The sequence below is a fragment of the Kineococcus sp. R86509 genome (genome assembly GCF_042466365.1).
Classification (GTDB): Bacteria; Actinomycetota; Actinomycetes; order Actinomycetales; family Kineococcaceae; genus Kineococcus.
The window spans coordinates 1,414,465-1,433,406 of the sequence record NZ_JAXHCE010000001.1 but is presented as its reverse complement, the minus strand read 5'-3'; the positions used below and the strand labels follow the sequence as shown (position 1 = coordinate 1,433,406).

The 18,942-nt window shown below is 73.4% G+C and carries 21 protein-coding genes and 1 other RNA gene; 21 read left to right on the top strand and 1 reads right to left on the bottom strand.

Features of this window, described 5'->3' with window-relative positions:
• Positions 1-140: 140 nt before the first annotated feature.
• The 20 genes from SJY07_RS06850 to SJY07_RS06755 all read left to right on the top strand — a co-directional run bounded on the left by SJY07_RS06850 (position 141) and on the right by SJY07_RS06755 (position 16,240).
• Complete coding sequence (locus SJY07_RS06850; RefSeq protein ID WP_380162201.1) at positions 141-1,358, top strand: CpaF family protein; 1,218 nt, start codon at positions 141-143, stop codon at positions 1,356-1,358.
• Positions 1,358-2,212: a type II secretion system F family protein gene (locus SJY07_RS06845; RefSeq protein WP_328294998.1), complete on the top strand. Its 855-nt coding sequence runs from the start codon at positions 1,358-1,360 to the stop codon at positions 2,210-2,212. Before SJY07_RS06850 ends, SJY07_RS06845 begins: the two co-directional genes overlap by 1 nt.
• The gene (locus SJY07_RS06840) at positions 2,209-3,111 is read left to right on the top strand and encodes a type II secretion system F family protein (protein ID WP_380157943.1); all 903 of its coding nucleotides are present in this window, start codon (positions 2,209-2,211) and stop codon (positions 3,109-3,111) included. The genes SJY07_RS06845 and SJY07_RS06840 overlap by 4 nt, the downstream gene beginning before the upstream one ends.
• Positions 3,112-3,206: 95 nt before the next feature.
• The gene (locus SJY07_RS06835; protein ID WP_380162200.1) at positions 3,207-3,395 is read left to right on the top strand and encodes a hypothetical protein; all 189 of its coding nucleotides are present in this window, start codon (positions 3,207-3,209) and stop codon (positions 3,393-3,395) included.
• A 20-nt stretch (positions 3,396-3,415) separates the two neighbouring features.
• On the top strand, positions 3,416-3,769 hold the full coding sequence (locus tag SJY07_RS06830; RefSeq protein WP_328295001.1) for a hypothetical protein: 354 nt from the start codon (positions 3,416-3,418) through the stop codon (positions 3,767-3,769).
• On the top strand, positions 3,766-4,179 hold the full coding sequence (locus SJY07_RS06825) for a pilus assembly protein (protein WP_328295002.1): 414 nt from the start codon (positions 3,766-3,768) through the stop codon (positions 4,177-4,179). Before SJY07_RS06830 ends, SJY07_RS06825 begins: the two co-directional genes overlap by 4 nt.
• Positions 4,176-4,607, top strand: coding sequence for a hypothetical protein (locus tag SJY07_RS06820; RefSeq protein WP_380157940.1), 432 nt, complete (start codon positions 4,176-4,178; stop codon positions 4,605-4,607). Before SJY07_RS06825 ends, SJY07_RS06820 begins: the two co-directional genes overlap by 4 nt.
• An 18-nt stretch (positions 4,608-4,625) precedes the next feature.
• The gene (locus tag SJY07_RS06815; protein ID WP_328295004.1) at positions 4,626-5,288 is read left to right on the top strand and encodes an SDR family oxidoreductase; all 663 of its coding nucleotides are present in this window, start codon (positions 4,626-4,628) and stop codon (positions 5,286-5,288) included.
• 37 nt (positions 5,289-5,325) lie between these two features.
• The gene (prfB, locus tag SJY07_RS06810) at positions 5,326-6,432 is read left to right on the top strand and encodes a peptide chain release factor 2 (protein WP_380157937.1); all 1,107 of its coding nucleotides are present in this window, start codon (positions 5,326-5,328) and stop codon (positions 6,430-6,432) included.
• Positions 6,433-6,545: 113 nt separating this feature from the next.
• On the top strand, positions 6,546-7,235 hold the full coding sequence (gene ftsE, locus SJY07_RS06805; RefSeq protein ID WP_328295006.1) for a cell division ATP-binding protein FtsE: 690 nt from the start codon (positions 6,546-6,548) through the stop codon (positions 7,233-7,235).
• Positions 7,235-8,140, top strand: a complete 906-nt coding sequence (gene ftsX, locus SJY07_RS06800) for a permease-like cell division protein FtsX (protein WP_380157935.1) — start codon at positions 7,235-7,237, stop codon at positions 8,138-8,140. Before ftsE ends, ftsX begins: the two co-directional genes overlap by 1 nt.
• Before the next feature lie 85 nt (positions 8,141-8,225).
• Complete coding sequence (smpB, locus tag SJY07_RS06795) at positions 8,226-8,696, top strand: SsrA-binding protein SmpB (RefSeq protein ID WP_380157933.1); 471 nt, start codon at positions 8,226-8,228, stop codon at positions 8,694-8,696.
• Between the two features lie 52 nt (positions 8,697-8,748).
• On the top strand, positions 8,749-10,512 hold the full coding sequence (locus tag SJY07_RS06790) for a DUF2207 domain-containing protein (RefSeq protein WP_380157931.1): 1,764 nt from the start codon (positions 8,749-8,751) through the stop codon (positions 10,510-10,512).
• 63 nt (positions 10,513-10,575) lie between these two features.
• Positions 10,576-10,941, top strand: a transfer-messenger RNA (tmRNA) gene (gene ssrA / locus SJY07_RS06785).
• A gap of 145 nt (positions 10,942-11,086) precedes the next feature.
• The gene (locus SJY07_RS06780; protein ID WP_380157929.1) at positions 11,087-11,776 is read left to right on the top strand and encodes an ABC transporter ATP-binding protein; all 690 of its coding nucleotides are present in this window, start codon (positions 11,087-11,089) and stop codon (positions 11,774-11,776) included.
• Entirely contained in the window at positions 11,773-13,137 is a 1,365-nt protein-coding gene (locus SJY07_RS06775) for an FtsX-like permease family protein (protein WP_380157927.1), read from the top strand. Before SJY07_RS06780 ends, SJY07_RS06775 begins: the two co-directional genes overlap by 4 nt.
• A gap of 138 nt (positions 13,138-13,275) precedes the next feature.
• A complete protein-coding gene (locus SJY07_RS06770; protein WP_380157925.1) occupies positions 13,276-14,127 on the top strand; it encodes a GGDEF domain-containing protein in 852 nt (283 codons plus the stop codon).
• 16 nt (positions 14,128-14,143) lie between these two features.
• On the top strand, positions 14,144-15,256 hold the full coding sequence (locus tag SJY07_RS06765; RefSeq protein WP_380157923.1) for an NADH:flavin oxidoreductase/NADH oxidase: 1,113 nt from the start codon (positions 14,144-14,146) through the stop codon (positions 15,254-15,256).
• A gap of 15 nt (positions 15,257-15,271) precedes the next feature.
• Positions 15,272-15,859, top strand: a complete 588-nt coding sequence (locus tag SJY07_RS06760) for a YqgE/AlgH family protein (protein WP_328295014.1) — start codon at positions 15,272-15,274, stop codon at positions 15,857-15,859.
• A 33-nt stretch (positions 15,860-15,892) separates the two neighbouring features.
• A complete protein-coding gene (locus tag SJY07_RS06755; protein ID WP_328295015.1) occupies positions 15,893-16,240 on the top strand; it encodes a DUF3039 domain-containing protein in 348 nt (115 codons plus the stop codon).
• A 9-nt stretch (positions 16,241-16,249) separates the two neighbouring features.
• Here SJY07_RS06755 and SJY07_RS06750 read toward each other — a convergent pair whose 3' ends face one another.
• Complete coding sequence (locus tag SJY07_RS06750; RefSeq protein WP_380157920.1) at positions 16,250-17,050, bottom strand: class I SAM-dependent methyltransferase; 801 nt, start codon at positions 17,048-17,050, stop codon at positions 16,250-16,252.
• 65 nt (positions 17,051-17,115) lie between these two features.
• On the opposite strand from SJY07_RS06750, the gene SJY07_RS06745 reads away from it, so the two are divergent.
• The gene (locus SJY07_RS06745; RefSeq protein ID WP_328295018.1) at positions 17,116-18,939 is read left to right on the top strand and encodes a DEAD/DEAH box helicase family protein; all 1,824 of its coding nucleotides are present in this window, start codon (positions 17,116-17,118) and stop codon (positions 18,937-18,939) included.
• The last annotated feature ends 3 nt before the right edge of the window (positions 18,940-18,942 follow it).

Below are 18,942 nucleotides of genomic sequence, written 5' to 3'. Positions count from 1 at the left end.
ATCCGGTCGTCGTCCACAGGGCCGAGGGTCGTACCGGGAGTTGTCCACATCACCCGAACGCCACACGGCCCTGCTGCCCTACCGTCTCCGGACGAGAACCGGGGACCGAGAAGCAGGGGGTGGACGTGGACGCGGTGCGGATGGTCGAGGACGAGGTGCGCACGCTGGTGCGCCGCCGGATCGCGGCGGGTAGTTTCCGCGGCGACCCCGCGGAACTCCGGGCCCTCGTCGACGGCGTCGTGCTCGACTACGACCTGCGTTCCCTCGACGGTTCCCTGCCGGGCCTCGACGACCGCGACCAGGCCGTGCGTGCGGTGATGGCCGCGGTGTCGGGTTTCGGCCCGCTGCAGCGCTACTTCGACGACCCCGAGGTCGAGGAGATCTGGATCAACGAACCCGGGAAGGTGTTCGTGGCCCGCGGCGGGGTCTCCGAACTCACGACCACCATCCTCGACGAGGACACCGTCGCCGAACTCGTCGAGCGGATGCTGGCCAGCACCGGCCGTCGGGTGGACCTCTCGAGCCCGTTCGTCGACGCCGCGCTGCCCGACGGTTCCCGGCTCCACGTCGTCATCCCCGACGTCACGCGTCGGCACTGGGCGGTGAACGTGCGGCGCTTCGTCGCCCGGGCCCGCCGCCTCGACGACCTCGTGACCCTCGGTTCGCTGACGGCCCCGGCCGCCGCGTTCCTCGCCGCGGCCGTCAGCTCCGGGGTGAACCTCCTGGTCTCCGGCGCGACCCAGGCCGGCAAGACGACGCTCCTGAACTGCCTGCTCAGCGCGGTGCCGGCGAACCAGCGGGTCATCACCTGCGAGGAGGTCTTCGAACTGCAGCTCGCCGCGCGCGACGTCGTCGCGATGCAGTGCCGCCAGCCGAACCTCGAGGGGCGGGGGGAGATCCCGCTGCGGCGCCTGGTGAAGGAGGCGTTGCGGATGCGCCCGGACCGACTCGTCGTGGGGGAGGTGCGCCAGGCCGAGAGCCTCGACCTGCTCATCGCGCTGAACAGCGGCCTGCCGGGGGCCGCGACGATCCACGCGAACTCCGCCGCCGACGCCGTCGCCAAGATGTGCACGTTGCCGTTGCTGGCCGGGGAGAACGTGACGAGCGGTTTCGTCGTCCCCGCGGTGGCGGCGAGCCTCGACCTCGTCGTGCACGCGGAACTCGACGTCGACGGGCGGCGGCGGGTGCGGGAGGTCCTGGCCGTCATGGGTCGCACCGAGGGTGGCGTCGTCGAGACCGCGGAGGTCTTCGTCACCCGTGACGGTGCCCTCGTCCGGGGGAGCGGGTGGCCGCCGCACCGCGACCGGTTCGCGCGCGCGGGTTTCGACCTGACGGCGTTGCTGGCGGGTGGGTCCTGATGGACGGCGTCGGCATCGGCGTGGTGTTCGGCGTCGGGTTGTTCTGCGCGTGGTGGGCCTGCTGGGAACGGCCGCCCCGCGCCGCTGCCCGCCGCGCCTCCCGCGTCCGCGAACTCCTGGACGCCGCGGGGTGGCGGGAGGTTCCCGTCCCCGTGCTGCCCGCGGCGTGCCTGCTCGCGGGGGTGCTGGGCGCGGTGGTGGTGACCGGGACGAGCGGGGTCCTCGTCCTCGGCGCTGCCGCGGGGTGCGCCGCCACCGTCCTGCCCGTGCTCGGTCTGCGGCAGCGCGTCCGGCGACGCCGCCAGGACACCGCCGCGCAGTGGCCGGACGTCGTCGACACCCTCGCCTCGGCGGTGCGGGCCGGGTCGTCCCTGCCCGAGGCCGTCTGCGGTCTCGCGAGCCGGGGGCCGCAGTCGCTGCGACCGGCCTTCGCGCGCTTCGCCGCCGGCCACCGCGCCAGCGGTGCCTTCGACACCGAACTCCGCCGGTTGCAGGAGGAACTCGCCGACCCGGTGTTCGACCGGCTCGCCGCCACCCTGCGGATGACCCGGCAGGTCGGTGGCAGCGACCTCGGGACCACGTTGCGGACGTTGTCCGGCTACCTGCGCGAGGACCAGCGCACCCGCGGTGAACTCCTGGCCCGTCAGAGCTGGACGGTCTCGGCGGCGCGGCTCGCCGTCGCCGCTCCGTGGATCGTCCTGGCGCTGCTGGCCACCCGCCCGGGAACCCTGGAGGCCTTCGACTCCTCGGCCGGGGCCCTGGTGCTGCTGGTGGGAACGGTCGTCTCCGCGGGTTCCTACGCGGCGATGTCCCGCCTGGGCCGCCTGCCCACGACGCGACGGGTGCTGTCGTGAACGTCGGGATCCTGCTCGGGCTGCTGGCCGGGACGGGTTTCCTCGTGCTCCTGCACGCCGCGCCGTGGAACCGTTCGCCGGGGATCGAGGCCCGTGTCGGCCCCTACCTCGGCGCCGCCCCGTCGTACCGGGCGTCGTGGTGGGCCGATCCGTTGCGCGGTCTCGGGTCCGCGGTGGGTGCGCGGTTGGGGTCGGGGCGGGTGGTCGCCGAACGACTGGCGGTCCTGGACCCGTCCCTCGACCCTGCTTCCGACGGGGCGTCCGGACTGGAGGCCGCCCTCGCCCAGCACCGCGCGGAACAGGTCCTCTTCTCGGTCGCCGGGGTCGTGTCGGCGGTGCCTGCGGGGTTCCTGGCCGGCGGGTCGACCCCGGTCACGGTCGTGGCGTTCGTGGTGGCGGGTGGGTTCGCCGGCGCCCTGGCCCGGGGGGAACTCCTGGCCCGCCGGGTCCGGGTCCGCCGGGCGGAGATCGCGGCGGACCTGCCCGACGTCGCGGAACTGCTCGCCCTGTCCGTGGGGGCGGGGGAGAACGTCGCCGGTGCGCTGGAGCGTGTCGCCGCCGGGAACGGCCCGTTGTGCGCGCAGCTGCGGCACAGCCTGGGCCGGGTCCGCACCGGGACGCCGCTGCTGGACGCGCTGCTGGACCTCGCCGGGCGGTGGGGCGTCGCGCCCTTCACCCGGTTCGTCGACGGGATCGCCGTGGCCGTCGAGGCGGGCAGCCCGTTGGCCGAGGTGCTGCGCGCCCAGGCGGGCGACGCCCGCGAGGCCGAGCGACGCCGACTCATCGAGAGCGGCGGTCGCAAGGAGGTCCAGATGATGGTCCCCGTCGTCTTCGGTGTCCTGCCCGTCACCGTGCTCTTCGCGGTCTACCCCGGCCTGGCCCAGCTGCAGCTCGGCTGACACCCCTCTCGAAACCCCTCGTCCGAACCCCTTGTCCGAACCCCTGAACACCGAGGAACTGGAGACCGTCCGTGTCGACGCTCGACCTGCGCCGCGTGCGCACCTGGATCGCCCGTGCCCTGGCGAACGTCCGGGAGAACTCCGACGACCGGGGCGACGTCCCCGGCTGGGTGCTGGTCACGATCATGACGGCCGGGCTGGTCGTCGGGTTGTGGGCCGTCGCCGGCCCCCGGCTGGAGGCGGTGTTCACCCAGGCGATGGACGCCGTCGTCGGGCAGTTGTGAGGAAGGACGAGGGTTCCGCCGTGGCGGAGTTCGCGGCCGTCGCGGGGTTGCTGGCGCTGCTGTTCGCGGCCGTCGTGCAGCTCGCCGTCGTGCAGCACGTCCGGGCCACGGCCGCGGACTGCGCGGGGGAGGGGGCCCGGTTCGGCGCCCTGCGGGGCAACACCCCGGAACTCGGCGCACGGCGCAGCCGGGAACTCCTGGCCGCGTCGCTCTCGCCCCGCTTCGCCGACCACGTCGCGGCGGACGTCGTCGACCTCGGCGGGCTGCGCGTCGTGCAGGTCGACGTGGACGCGCCGCTGCCCGTGATCGGCCTGTTCGGCGTCGGCCGGGGGATGCACCTCGAGGGCCACGCGGTCCTGGAGGGTGCGCGGTGACCCGCGACGAGGGCAGTGCGGCGGTGGAGTTCCTCGTCGTGGGCGTGCTCCTGCTCGTGCCCATCGCCTACCTGGTCCTCACCCTGGGCCGGGTCCAGGCGGCGACGTTCGCCGCCGAGTCCGGGGCGCGGGAGGCGTCGCGGGTGCTCGCGACCACGGCCGACGGGGAGACCCTCGCCGAGACGTCGGTGGCCCTCGCGCTGGCCGACCAGGGGTTCGCGACCCCGCCGGGGACGCTGGTGCTGGAGTGCGCGGCGGACCCGTGCCGTTCACCGGAGGCGGAGATCGCCGCGACGGTGCGGATCGACGTCGAGCTGCCCTTCGTCCCGGGTCTCCTGGGCGGGGCCGTCCCGGCGCACGTCCCGGTGCAGGTGCGCCGGGTCGCCGTCGTCGACCGGTTCGCCTCGTGAACCGGCGGGACGACGAGGGGCGGATCGCGCTGCTGTCGCTGGCCTTCGGCCTGCTCGCGATGGTCCTCGTGCTGGTCGTGGTGTCCGCCTCGGCGGTGCACCTGCAGCGCAAGCGTCTCTACGCGGTGGCCGACGCCGCGGCGGCCGACGCGGCCGACGCCCTCGACGACGCGGCCTACTACACGGGCGACGGCGACCTGCTGCTCTCCGACGCCTCCGTCCGGGCCAGCGCGGCCGACTACGTCGCCGCCCACGCGGACCTGGCCGGTGTCGTCGTGGCCGCGGACACGGGAACCCCGGACGGGCGCACGGCGGTCGTGGTCCTGGACGTCGACGTCCGGCCGCTGTTCGTCGCCTTCGTCCCCGAGGCGTTCGCGGCCGGGATCCGGCTGCGGGCCACGTCGCGTGCGGTCGCCGACCTGCGCTGAACGTGTCAGCGTCACAGCGTGAGCGAACTCAAGGACGCACGGATCCTCGTCACGGGTGCCGGCGGGGGGCTGGGACGGCCGATCGTGCGCCTCCTGACCCGGGCCGGGGCGCGGGTGGTCCTCAGCGGGCGGGACGTCTCGACGCTCGAGGGGGCCCACGCCGTGGCCGCCGACCTGCGCCTGCCGGGGGAGCCGGAACGTCTCGTGGCGGAGGCCGTCGACCACCTCGGTGGCCTCGACGGCCTGGTCCACGCGGCCGGCGTCGTCGCCTTCGGTCCGGGGGTGGAGGCCGACGACGAGCTCCTCGACGAGCTGTTCCTCGCCGACACCCTCGGACCGATCCGGCTGCTGCGCGCGGCCGTCCCGCAGATCACGACGGGCGGGTTCGCCGTCGTCGTCTCCGCGGTCGTCGCCGAACGGCCACAGCCGGGGATGGCGGCGTACTCCGCGGCGAAGGCGGCGCTCAGCTCCTTCACCCAGGCGCTGGCCCGGGAGGTCCGGCGCGAGGTGCGGGTGGTCGACGTGCGCCCCCCGCACACCGAGACGGGCCTGGCGCAGCGTCCCGTCGCCGGGACCGCACCCCGGCTGCCGACCGGCCTGGACCCGGAGGCGGTGGCGGAACGGATCGTGCGCGCGATCGTCGAGGACGAGCGCGACCTGTCCTCCGCGGCGTTCGCGTGAAGGGCGGGCCGGGTGCCCCGACGTAGACTCGTCGGTCGTGGCCATCGACTTCCCCGCTGAGATCTCCGCCCTGCGCACGACGTACGCGTCCATCCGCGAGGTGTCGGACCTCGAAGCGCTGCGCAAGGAGCTGGCCGACCTCAACGACGAGGCCGCCGCGCCGAGCCTGTGGGACGACCCCGAGCACGCCCAGACCGTCACCAGCCGCCTCTCCGCCGTGCAGGCCGAGCTCGACCGCATCGAGAAGATGGGCGGTCGCATCGACGACCTCGAGGTGCTCGTCGAGCTCTCCGAGGACGAGAACGACGCCGACTCCCTCGACGAGGCCGAGGCCGAGCTGGAGGCGGTGAAGGCGCAGCTGGCGCAGCTCGAGGTCCGCACCCTGCTGTCCGGGGAGTACGACAACCGCGAGGCCATCGTCACGATCCGTTCCGAGGCCGGTGGTGTCGACGCCGCCGACTTCGCCGAGATGCTGATGCGGATGTACCTGCGCTGGGCGGAACGTCGCGGCTACAAGAGCGAGGTCTACGACACCTCCTACGCCGAGGAGGCGGGCATCAAGTCGGCCACCTTCAAGGTCGCCGCGCCCTACGCCTACGGCACCCTGTCCGTGGAGCAGGGCACCCACCGCCTCGTGCGGATCTCGCCCTTCGACAACCAGGGGCGTCGCCAGACGTCCTTCGCCGGCGTCGAGGTCCTGCCCGTCGTGGCCGAGACCGACCACGTCGACGTCAACGAGAACGAGGTCCGCGTCGACGTCTACCGCTCCTCGGGTCCCGGTGGTCAGTCCGTCAACACCACCGACTCCGCGGTGCGCCTCACCCACCTCCCGACCGGCATCGTCGTGACCTGCCAGAACGAGAAGTCGCAGCTGCAGAACAAGGCCGCCGCCATGCGCGTCCTGCAGGCCAAGCTGCTGGAGAAGGCCCGCAAGGACCGTCAGGCCGAGCTCGACGCGCTCAAGGGCGACGACTCCGGCTCGTGGGGCAACCAGATGCGTTCCTACGTCCTGCACCCGTACCAGATGGTCAAGGACCTGCGGACGAACTACGAGGTCGGCAACACCTCCAACGTCTTCGACGGCGAGATCGACAGCTTCCTCGACGCGGGCATCCGCTGGCGCAAGCAGGTCGAGCAGGCCTGACCGAAGATCACCCGCGGGGAGTCTTGCGCTCACCCACAGTGGGCGGACCGTATGGTGGTGGTGGTCAGAGCAGCACCAGTTCTCCCTGTCCCCGAGACTGACCACCCCCACGAGTGATCACCTTCGAGCACGTCAGCAAGGTCTACGGCGAGGGGCACCGCCCCGCGCTCGCGGAGGTGACCCTCCAGATCGACAAGGGCGACTTCGTCTTCCTCGTCGGTCCGTCCGGGTCGGGGAAGTCGACCTTCCTGCGCCTGGTCCTCAAGGAGGAGCGCGCCAGCAGCGGGTCCGTCCAGGTCGCCGGGCGTGACGTCGGCCGGTTGCGCTCCTGGAAGGTGCCGGCCCTGCGTCGCCAGATCGGGGTCGTCTTCCAGGACTTCCGCCTCCTCGCCGACAAGTCCGTCTACGAGAACGTCGCCTTCGCCCTGCAGGTGCTCGGCAAACCGCGTCACGTCATCGCCCAGACCGTCCCCGAGACCCTCGGTCTCGTCGGGCTGGCCGGCAAGGAGAAGCGCCGTCCGCACGAGCTCTCCGGGGGTGAGCAGCAGCGCGTCGCCATCGCGCGCGCGTTCGTCAACCGGCCCTCGCTGCTGCTGGCCGACGAGCCCACCGGGAACCTCGACCCCGAGACCAGCGTCGGGATCATGAAGCTACTCGACCGGATCAACCGCACGGGGACCACGATCGTCATGGCCACGCACGACGACGACATCGTCGACCAGATGCGCAAGCGCGTCGTCGAGCTCCGCGACGGTCGCGTCGTGCGCGACGAGGACCGCGGCGTCTACGGATCGGGTCGCTGATGCGGATCGGTTTCGTCCTCGGTGAGATGTTCACCGGGTTGCGCCGCAACTTCACGATGACGCTCTCCGTCGTGCTCGTCACGATGGTGTCGTTGTTCTTCTTCGGGACCGGTCTGCTCGTGCAGAAGCAGGCGGGGACCCTCAAGGGCGAGTGGTACGACCGCGTCCAGGTGTCGATCTTCCTGTGCGGGGACGAGTCCCTGGCCACGAGCTGCCCCGGCGGTGCCGTCACCGACGCCCAGCGCACCGCCCTGCGGGACGCGCTGACCGCGGACCCGCTGGTCGAGCGGGTCTACTACGAGTCGAAGCAGGAGGCGTACCAGAACTTCAAGGAGACGACGGCGCCGGGCCTGTCCGACAACGTCACCGCCGACCAGCTCCCCGAGTCCTTCCGCGTGAAGCTCAAGGAACCCTCGCGCTACCTCGAGCTCACCGCCGCGTACCAGGACTCCGCGGGGGTCGAGGAGATCCCCGACCAGCGCGCCATCCTGCAGCCGCTGTTCACGGTGCTCGACACCGCGACGCGCGTCTCGCTCGGGCTGGCCGCGCTCATGCTGATCTGCTCGATGATGCTCGTCTCCACGACCATCCGGCTCACCGCGTTCAGCCGCCGTCGGGAGACGACGATCATGCGCCTGGTGGGGGCCTCGCGGGCTCTCATCCAGTTGCCGTTCGTCCTCGAGGGGGTCGTCGCGAGCCTCGTCGGCGGCGTCCTCGCCTCCGGGGCGCTGTGGGCGATGGTCAACTTCGGGGTCTCGAGGCTGCAGTCGCGGCCGGGGTTCACGACGCGGCTCATCTCGACCCACGACGTGCTCACCGAGACCGGACCGATCATCGTCGCCGTCGGCGTGGTCTTCGCCGTCATCGCCTCGCTGTTCAGCCTGCGCCGCTGGCTGAAGGTCTGAGTCGGCGCCGCGGGAGAACCGCGGTGCGGGACCCGGCGCGCGGCGCCTAGACTCGAGGGTCCGAGATCGAGACCTGGAGGTCCACGTGCCGCGCGAGACCGGTCGCAAGGTGATCGCCAGCAACCGCAAGGCGCGCCACGACTACTTCATCGACGACGTCTACGAGGCGGGCGTCAGCCTGATGGGCACCGAGGTCAAGGCGCTGCGGATGGGGCGGGCGTCCCTGGTGGACGGCTTCGCCCACATCGACCGCGGTGAGATGTGGCTCGAAGGGGTCCACATCCCCGAGTACGTCCAGGGCACGTGGACCAACCACACCCCGCGACGCAAGCGGAAGCTCCTCCTGCACCGCGAGGAGATCGAGCGCTGGGCCGGGAAGGTCCGCGAGTCCGGGCTGACGATCGTGCCGTTGGCGCTCTACTTCAACGACGGCAAGGTCAAGGTCGAGATCGGGCTGGCCCGGGGCAAGAAGAACTACGACAAGCGCCAGACCCTGCGCGAACGTCAGGACCGGCGCGAGGCCGACCGCGCGATGTCGGAGCGCAAGAACCGCTGACGTCCGACGAACTGCGGATGCGCGCCCGGTCCGTGAGCGCTGTCATCGGTCCATGCGCACCGCGACGACCCTGTTCGCCGGCCTCGGGGCGGCGGCCCTGATCCTGGGGCCGCTGGCCACCGCGGCCTCGGCCTCGGCCGACGGTCCCTCCGACGACGAGCGCGTCGACTCCTACGCGGCCCGGCTCACGGTCGGTGCCGACGGGTCCGTCGCCGTGCGCGAGGAGATCAGCTACGACTTCGGCCGCGAGGGCCACCACGGCCTGGAACGCTTCCTCCCCGTCCAGGCGCCGCACGACCAGACCCACGACCGCCGCTACCCCGTGCGCGACCTGCAGGTCACCAGCCCGACCGGGGCCGCGACCCAGGTGAGCACCGAGACCGACGACGGCTTCCTCGACGTCCGCATCGGCGATCCCGCCGCGAACGACGTCACCGGCCGGGAGACCTACGTCCTCACCTACACCGTCCCCGCCGTCGTCGACCGCGTCGACGGGGGACTGCAGCTCGCCTACGACGTCGTCGGCACCGGGTGGGAGGTCCCGATCGACCGCGTCGACGTCACCCTCGAGACCCCGGCCGCCGTCACCGATCCCCGGTGCTTCCAGGGCGCGGAGGGCAGCACCGACCGCTGCTCGGCCGCCACCACCGCCACCGGCGCCACGTTCGCCGCCACCGGACTGGGCCCGAAGCGGGGAGTCACGATCGCCGCCGCGCTGCCCACCGGATCCCTGGACCCCGCCGCCCCGCTGCTCGTCGACACCTTCAGCCCGGCCCGCGCCTTCACCGCCGACGGCCCGACCCTGGGCGCCGCCGCAGGTGTCCTCGCTCTCGGAGCCGGGGGGATCGCGCTGGCCCGCCGTCGTCCGGAGGCCCGCGCCACCCAGGGGGCCGTCGGGGTCACCGACGTCCCGCCCGGGGTGCTCGGGACCGTCGTGCACGGTGGCGCGCGCACCGTCGACGTCGTCGCCACCCTGCTCGACCTGGCCCAGCGCGGGCACCTGGGCCTGGAGGAGGTCACCGCCCCCGACGGCTCCGTCGTCGACTGGGACCTCACCCGCACCGACAGTCCCGATCCGCTCGCCCCCGCCGAGCGGCGACTGCTGGACACCGTCTTCGCCGACGGCGACGACACGTCGCTGTCCGCGGTCCGCACCACCGCCCGGGCCGGGACGGGGCTGACGAAGGATCTGATCGAGGACGACGCCGTCGCCCGCGGCCTGTTCACCGACCGCCCGCGGAACGTGCTGCGCCGGTGGGCGCTGCGCAGCGTCCGGGTGGCCCTCGCCGGCGGCGCGCTGACCCTGGTCCTGGCGCTCTGGACGACCCACGCCCTCGTCGGCGTCGCCGTCACCGTCGTCGGACTCCTCGCCCTCGTCGCAGGGTTCGCCGGGGCCGCACCCAGCCCGCTGACCGCCCGGGGACGCGAGATCCGCCGGCAGGCCGGCGAGTTCGCCGCCACCCTCGCCCGCTACGGCGACGCCGACGCGCTCGCCGACGGTGGTGCCCCGCACCGCTTCGCCCGGCTCGTGCCCTACGCCGTCGCCCTCGACGCCACCGACGCCTGGGTCGCCGGCGCCCGCGCCCTGCAGGCGGCCGACGCACCCCTGCCCGCCCCCAGCTGGTACTCCGGGCGGGCCCACGAGGGGTCGACCTTCAACGTCGCCCTCTTCGCCGGGACGATGGGCGGCTTCTCCGCCAGCACCACCGACGCCCTCAGCGCCGCACCCCCCGCCACGGCGAGCTCCGGCTCGTTCAGCGGTGGCGGCGGGTTCACCGGGGGAGGGGCCGGTGGCGGTGGCGGTGGGTCCTGGTGAGCGAGCAGGAATGTGGGCGACGGCTCGGCCGTTGAGGGGTACGCTAGGGACACAACTGAACATGGGGATGACAGGTTTCGACGGTGGACGTCGAGCCAGGGGAAGCGGGTCGAGGATGCATGGTCATCTCGTCAACGATCCATGCAAACCAATAGGTGCCGATTCCAAGCGCACCGAGTTCGCCCTCGCCGCCTGAGCGAGTGTGACTCTGTCAGCCCGGGTGTGCTCCCGCCCCGGGTCCTGGCATCAGCTAGGGGGCTCACCTCTCACCGAGGTCGCGTAGGTGAGAGGGACAATCAACGCGGCTGGGCCCGGCGGTGACATGCCTGTATGAGCATCGGGGCCGAGCAGACCGCTGAACAGGATGCACCCGGAGAAGCCCTGGTTTCACGCTATCGGACGCGGGTTCGATTCCCGCCATCTCCACCAGCACCACGAGAGCGCCCCACCGGCTGGTCCGGTCGGGGCGCTCTCGCGTTCCCGGGCCGGGCGTAGGTCCCAGGGCTGACCCGGCGTCCGGGAACTCCGTCCCCGCTCCGACGCGCGAGCCACAGCGGATCGACAGGCTCGAGGCATGGACATCCTCACCGCCCGCGGTCTCGTCATGACCTACGGGACCACCCGCGCCCTCGACGACGTCGACGTCACGCTCCCCGCCGGGGAGTCGCTCGCCGTGATGGGACCCTCGGGGTCGGGCAAGACCACGTTGCTGCACGTCCTCGCCGGGATCCTGCGCCCCACCTCCGGGGCCGTCGAACTGGCCGGACGCGATCTCGGATCCATGTCGGACGCCACCCGCACCGTGTTGCGACGCAACGACTTCGGTTTCGTCTTCCAGTCCGGTCAGCTGCTCTCCGAACTGCCGGCCGACGAGAACACCGCGCTGCCGCTCATGCTCGCCGGGCAGTCCCGCGCTGCCGCCATGGCCCGGGCGCGGGAGCTCCTGGCGAAGCTGGGGCTGGCGGGGATGGAACACCGGCGACCGGGTGAGTTGTCCGGAGGACAGGCGCAGCGCGTCGCGATCGCGCGGGCCCTGGTCGGCTCGCCCAGCGTCGTCTTCGCCGACGAACCCACCGGCGCGCTCGACCAGGCCACGGGTCGGGAGGTCCTCGAGCTGCTGACCTCCGCCACCCGTGCCACCGGCGCGGCCCTGGTCGTGGTCACCCACGACGCCGGGGTCGCCCGCTGGTGCGACCGGACGCTGGCCATGCGCGACGGTCACGTCGTCAGCGAGTTCCGCGCCCCGGCCGGGGTCCGCGCGTGAACGCCACCCTGGCGATCTGGTGGTCGCTGGTCCGTCACACCCACGGCACCCCGCGCGACCGGTTGCCGACGACGCTGGCCGTCACCGCCTTCGCCGTCACGACGTGGTCGGTGCTCACCGTCGCCGGCGGGGTGCAGGCCTTCGCGGCCCGGGCCGCGAGCGCCGGGGCGGACTCCGACGCGCAGGTCTACCCCCTGCTCTCCTGGGTCTCCGTCGCGCTGCTGCTGGTGCCGACGGCGACCCTCGGTGCGGCCGCGGCCCGCCTCACGGTCGCCCGGCGCGACGAGCGGCTGGCCCGGTTGCGCCTCGCGGGGGCGACGAGCACGCAGATCGGTGCGATGGCCCTCCTCGACGCGGCCGTGCAGGCCGTCGTGGGCGCGTCGCTGGGTGTGGTGCTCGACGTGGTGGCGCTGCCGGCGCTCGCCCGGTTGCGGTTCCAGGGCCGCGCCTTCGACGTCGCCGAGCTGCGGCTGGGCCCGTGGCCGGTGCTGGCGACCGTCGCGGCGGTCCTGCTCGTCGCGCTGGTGTCCTCCGCGGTCAGTCTGCGACGGGTCGCGATCACGCCGCTCGGGGTGGCGCAGCGCCTGCCGCAGAAGGGCCTGAGCTGGACGCGGGTCGTCCCGGTGCTGGTGCTGGGGGTGGGTTTCGTCGCCGCCTTCAACGCGGGCAGCGTGGTGTTCGGGGCCGGTGTGGTGGTCGGGGCGCTGGTCCTGGTCGGCTTCCTGGCCGGTGCGTTCGCGGTCTTCAACCTCGTCGGGCCGCTGCTCGTCTCCGTCCTCGGCCGGGTCCTCGGGGCCCGGGCCCGGACGGTCCCGACGCTGCTGGCCGCGCGGCGGATGAGCGAGGACCCGAAGAGCACCTGGCGCAGCGTGGGGGGCATCTCGCTGGTCACGTTCGTCGCGGGGTGCCTGAGCGTGACCCCGGGGTTGACCGCCGGTTCGCCCGGTGAGGGGGACGCGCAGCTGCTGGGTGACATCGGCACCGGGGCGGCCGTGACGCTCGTCATCGCCGCGGTCCTCGCGGCCGTCTCGACGGGCGTGACCCAGGCGTCGCGGGTGCTGGACTCCCGCGGTCGCTACCGGACGCTGCACCTGGCGGGGACCGACGTCGCCGTCCTGCACGCCGCGCGGTCCCGGGAGACGTGGATCCCGCTCGTGGTCACGATGGGCGGGGCGGGCGCGCTGGCGCTGCTGATCGTCTCCCCGGTGATCGGTCTGCTGTCGGCGGCGCCGACGGGTGTCCTGTGGTTCGTGGGCTGCGCGGTGGCCGGTGCCGGTCTCGTCCTGGGTGCGGCGAGGGCCAGCCAGCCGCTCGTCGTCGCCGCCGCGCAGGGCGATCCGACGGGAATCCCGTCTCGCTGAGTGATTCGTCAGAACGCAGCGTCGCGCGGTGTGCGCCAGGTCGGGGGTCTTTCGGATCGGGCTGCGAGACACGCCGTTCGAACTCGTACGGTCGGCTGACACCGACTCCTCCGGAGTCGGCCGGACCGAGGGGGAGCTGTGCAGGACGCCGACTACCGGCGCCTCGTGGAGGACTCTCCGCTGGCCACGCTCCTCGTCGCTCCGGGCGGGGACGGGTGGCTCACGACGTGGGCGAACCCCGCCGCCGCCGACCTCCTGGGCCGCTCGGGGGCCGAGGAGGCGACGGGGCTGGCGCTGGCCGACCTCGTCCACCGCGACGACGTCACCGAGGTGCTCGAGGCGCTCGAGCACGGGGTGCCGGGCGAGCAGACGGCTTTCGAGTGGCGGTTCGTGCGCCCCGACGGCGAGACGGTGACGGTCGAGGTGCTGCTGGGCCCCGCCGACGGTTCCGGTGGGCTGAGCCTGTCCTGCTGGGACGTCAGCCAGCACGTCGCGCGCACCCGCGACCTCACCCACCGCGCGACCCACGACCGCCTCACCGGTCTGCCCAACCGTGGCCTGCTGGAGGACCGCTGGGCCCTGGCCCGTTCCCGTGCCCGCCGCACGGGCCACGCCCCGGTCGTCGCGTTCTGCGACGTCGACGACCTCAAGCAGCTCAACGACGTCCACGGCCACCTCGTCGGCGACCACGCCCTGGTGCGCATCGCGGAACGGCTCACCGGGGCCTCGCGCGGGGAGGACACCGTCGCCCGCTTCGGCGGCGACGAGTTCATCGTCCTCGTCGAGAGCTCGCTGGACGTCGAACCGCAGGCCCTGACCCACCGGCTGCGCGAAGCCGTCGCCGGCGTCCCGGTGTCGCTGCCCGACGGCACGGTGATCACGGTGTCCTGCAGCGTCGGCCTCGTCGTCGACGACCTCGGCGAGTCCACGGCCGAGGTGCTGGCCCGCGCGGACCGGCACATGTACGAGGACAAGCGCCGTCCCCGCTGAGGGGTAGCTTCCCCTCGTGGCCAAACTGCTGGAACCCCTCACCCTGCGCGGCACGACGCTCGCGAACCGCATCTGGGTCTCCCCGATGTGCCAGTACTCCTGCGACGCCGAACGGGCGCCGGGCGTCCCCACCGACTGGCACCTCGTCCACCTCGGGGGACTGGCCGTCGGCGGGGCCGCGCTCGTCCTCACCGAGGCCGCGGCCGTCGTCCCCGAGGGCCGGATCAGCCCGCAGGACGCCGGGTTGTGGAACGAGGAGCAGGCGCGGGGCTGGACCCGCATCGTCGACTTCGTCCACTCCCAGGGCGTCGCGATCGGTGTCCAGCTCGCCCACGCCGGCCGCAAGGCCAGCACCTACCGGCCCTGGGCCGAGCAGCAGGGCAGCGTCCCGCCCGCCGACGGCGGCTGGGAGACCGTCGCCCCGAGCGCGCTCGCCTTCGGCGGCTACGCGACCCCCACCGAACTCGACCTCGACGGCATCGCCCGGGTCGTGGCGGGCTTCGCCGAGGCCGCCCGCCGCGCCGACGCCGCGGGCTTCGACGTCGTCGAGCTGCACGCGGCCCACGGCTACCTGCTGCACCAGTTCCTCTCACCGGTCTCCAACCACCGCACCGACGCCTACGGCGGTGACCTCGCCGGCCGGTCGCGGCTGCTGCTCGAGGTCCTCGACGCCGTCCGGGCGGTGTGGCCGCAGGAGAAGCCGGTCCTGGTCCGCCTCTCCACCTCCGACTGGGTGCCGGGTGGCTGGGACGTCGCGGAGTCCATGGAGCTGACCCGGGAACTCGCCGCCCACGGGGCCGACCTGATCGACGCCAGCTCCGGCGGGAACGCCCCGGAGCAGCAGATCCCCGTCGGCCCCGGCTACCAGGTGCCCAACGCGGCCCGGATCCGCCGCGAGACGGGTGTCCCCGTCGCCGCCGTCGGTCTCATCCTCGAACCGGCCCAGGCCGAGCAGCTCCTCGTCAGCGGTGACGCCGACGCCGTCTTCCTCGCCCGCCCCCTGCTCGCCGACCCGCGCTGGCCGCAGCGCGCCGCTCAGGCGCTGCACGCGCCGGAGGCGGTCGCGTGGCCGCCGCAGTACGTCCGCGCCACGCGGGCGCCGGTTCCCTTCGTGCAGCCGCGGGTGTGAGGACATGATGGGGAGGTGAGCAGCGCGATCCCGTCGTCGACCCTGGCCGGACGGCTGCTGCTCGCGACCCCCGCGCTGACCGACGAGAACTTCGCCCGTGCCGTCGTCCTCGTGCTCAACCACGACGAGGACGGCGCGCTGGGCGTCGTCGTGAACCGGCCGCTGGACGTCGACGTGGACAGCGTCCTGCCCGGCTGGCAGCCCTTCGCGACGGCCCCGGGCAAGCTCTTCCAGGGTGGCCCGGTGGCGCTGGACTCCGCCCTGGGGCTCGTCGCCGTGCCCGGGGACCGACCCGACCCGCTCGGTGTCCGTCGCGTCTTCGGTTCCGTCGGGCTCGGCTCGGTGGGCCTCGTCGACCTCGACACGCCACCCGAGGCCGTCGTCGCGGAGCTGTCCGGGCTGCGGATCTTCGCCGGGTACTCCGGGTGGAGCGCCTCGCAGCTGGAGACGGAGATCGCCGAGGGAGCCTGGTTCGTCCTGCCCGCCGAGGCCCGGGACGCCTTCAGCGACACCCCGCACGACCTGTGGGCGCAGGTGCTGCGCCGTCAGGGGGGTGACCTGGCCCTCGTGGCCAGCTTCCCCGACGACGTCTCCATGAACTGAACGGCCCCCCGCCGGGCGCGTACGATCCTGCCCATGAGTGGCCGCCTGAGCTCGCCGACCGACGACCCGTTCCGCACCCAGCCCGAACAGTCGCCCGCGTCCACCCCCTCCCGCACCGCGGTCCTGGACCGCGAGGAGCAGGTCGAGGAGAAGGTCGAACCCGGCGACCACGAACGCTTCGCGCACTACGTGAAGAAGGAGAAGATCATGGAGTCCGCCCTCTCGGGCGACCCCGTGATCGCACTCTGCGGGAAGGTCTGGGTGCCCGGACGCGACCCGAAGCGCTTCCCCGTCTGCCCGACCTGCAAGGAGATCTACGAGACGCTCTCCGGCAAGGGCGGCGACAAGGGTGGGGACAAGGGCGGCGACGACGGCTCGTGAGCCGAACGCTCAGAAGGTCCACCGAGTGAGCCTCGTGCTGCCCGGCAGGATCCGCCGCACACCTCGGTAGGCCCAGCGCCGGCCCGGGGAGGTGATCCGGTCGGCCAGCGACAGCACGTCGACCGCCTCGCCGAACCGCAGCGCGGGGGCCAGGGCGCGCACCTCGTCGGGACCCCGGGGGGCCCAGTGCATCGCGAACGCGCCGTACACCGCGGGCAGCGACCCCGAGACCCGCACCACCCACGGGGCGACGACGTCGAAGAGCACGTCCCCGTGCTCGAACCGCGCCGTGATCCGCTCCAGCAGCGCCTGCACCTCGGCCGCCGAGAGGTACATCAGCAGGCCCTCCGCGACGACCAGCACCCGCGGGCCACCCAGGTCCGCCAGCCAGGCCGGATCGGTCACCGAACTCGCGACGACCCGCCCGGGTGCACCGGGGTAGAGCGCGCGTCGCACGTCGGCGACGTCCGGGGTGTCCACCTCGATCCACCTCGGCCCGGCCCCCAGCCGGAGTCCGCGGGAGTCCAGCCCGCAGCCCAGGTGCAGCACGGTGACGTCGGGGTCGGCCCGCAGCACCTCGGCCGCCCACGCGTCCAGCTGCGCCGCCCGCAGCGCCACGAGGTCCCGGTCACCGCTGGTGGCCGCCAGCCACGGCGAGTCGACGTCCGCGCCGCTCGCGCGCAACCGTTCCAGCGCGGGCACCGCCCACGCGTCAGCCAGGAGCGGGTGCGCCGAGCGGGCGTCGAGGGCGCGCAGGTGCAAGGTCACGAGGCTCGTCCATCCCACCCCGTCCAGCTCACCGACACCCACTGCCCCATGGTGCGCGCGTCGCCGCGCCGGAGCACCCCCGAGCCTCGTCTACGGTGGAGGGACCGATGAGCACCACCGAACACGAACCCCAGCTGGCCCTGGCCGACACCGTCACCGCACGCGGTCACGGTCCCGTGGTCGACGCCCCCGGAACTCCCGCGGCGCGTCCCCTGCGGGCCTGGCAGAACGCCGCCCTCGAACGCTACTTCGACCCCGCGCGCGACGAACCGGCCGACTTCCTCGTCACCGCGACGCCCGGCGCCGGCAAGACGACCTTCGCCCTCGCGCTGGCCCGTCGGCTGCTGGACTCCCGCCGGGTCGACCGGATCGTCGTCGTCGCCCCGACCGACCACCTGCGCACCCAGTGGGCCGAGGCCGCCCACCGCGCCGGCGTCGAGCTCGACCCCACGATGACCAACGCCGTCGGGCCGGTGCGTCCCGACATGAAGGGCTACGTCACCACCTACGCCCAGGTCGCGGGACACCCGATGCTGCACCGGGCCCGGGCCACCGCGAAGCGCTCGCTGGTGATCATGGATGAGATCCACCACGCCGGGGACGGGCTGTCCTGGGGTGACGCCGTGTTCGAGGCCTTCGGCGACGCCCGCCGCCGGCTCTCGCTGACGGGGACCCCGTTCCGCACCAAGACCGACGAGCGCATCCCGTTCGTCAACTACGTCGACGACGACTCCCCGGAGTCCGAGGGCGGCCTGCGGAGCAGCGCCGACTACGGCTACGGCTACAAGGAGGCGCTCGCCGACGGCGTCGTCCGGCCCGTCGTGTTCGCCGCCTACACGGGGGTCTCGCGCTGGCGGAACTCCGCCGGCGAGGTCGTGGCCGCCTCGCTGACCGACGCCACCACCAAGTCGGTGGAGTCGCTGGCCTGGAAGACCGCCCTCGACCCGCGCGGCGACTGGGTCCCGCACGTGATCGCCGCCATGGGCGAGCGCCTCGACCACCTGCGCGAGCACGGCATGCACGACGCCGCCGGCCTGGTGTTGGCCTCCGACCAGGAGGACGCCCGCGCCTACGCCAAGATCGTGCAGCGGGTCACGGGGGAGAAGCCGGCGCTGATCCTCTCCGACGACCCGAAGGCCTCGCAGAAGATCTCCGAGTTCGCGCAGAGCGACCAGCGGTTCGCGGTCTGCGTCCGGATGATCTCCGAGGGCGTCGACGTGCCGCGCGCCGCCTGCCTGGCGTGGATGACGTCCTACCGGACCCCGCTGTTCTTCGCCCAGGCCGTCGGCCGCGTCGTGCGCTCGCGGGTACCGGGGGAGTCCGCGACGGTCTTCCTGCCCGCGGTGCGCCCCCTGCTGGCGCTGGCCGCGGCGATGGAGAGCGATCGCAACCACGTCATCCCGCCGCCCGCGTCGGTCTCCTCCGACGAGGTCGACGAAGGCGGCCTGGACCTGCTCCCGCCGCCCGAACGCGAACCCGGCGGCCCCCAGGAGTACGAGGCGCTCGAGGCCCAGGCCGAGTTCGCCCACGTCCTGCACGGGGGCAAGGCCCTCACCGGCGACCTCCCGCAGGTCAGCGTCGACGAGCAGGACTACCTCGGCCTGCCCGGCCTGCTCTCGCCCGAGCAGACCGCGGCGCTGCTCCACCAGCGCGACGCGGAGATCCGCAAGCGCACCGCGACCCCGCGCCACGTCGAGGACGCGCCCCCCACGGAGGACGCCGAACCCGAGCAGGAGGACGCCACCTGGCACACGGCCGCCGTGCTGCGCAAGGAGATCCACGGCCTCGTCGGCCGGGTCGCCGCGGGCCGGCAGATGCCGCACGCCAGCGTCTACTCCAAGCTGCGCGCGGCGGTGCCCGGACCGCCGTCGGCCTCGGCCTCGGTGGACGTCCTGCGCGCTCGCCGCGATCACCTGCTGTCCATGGTCTAGGTT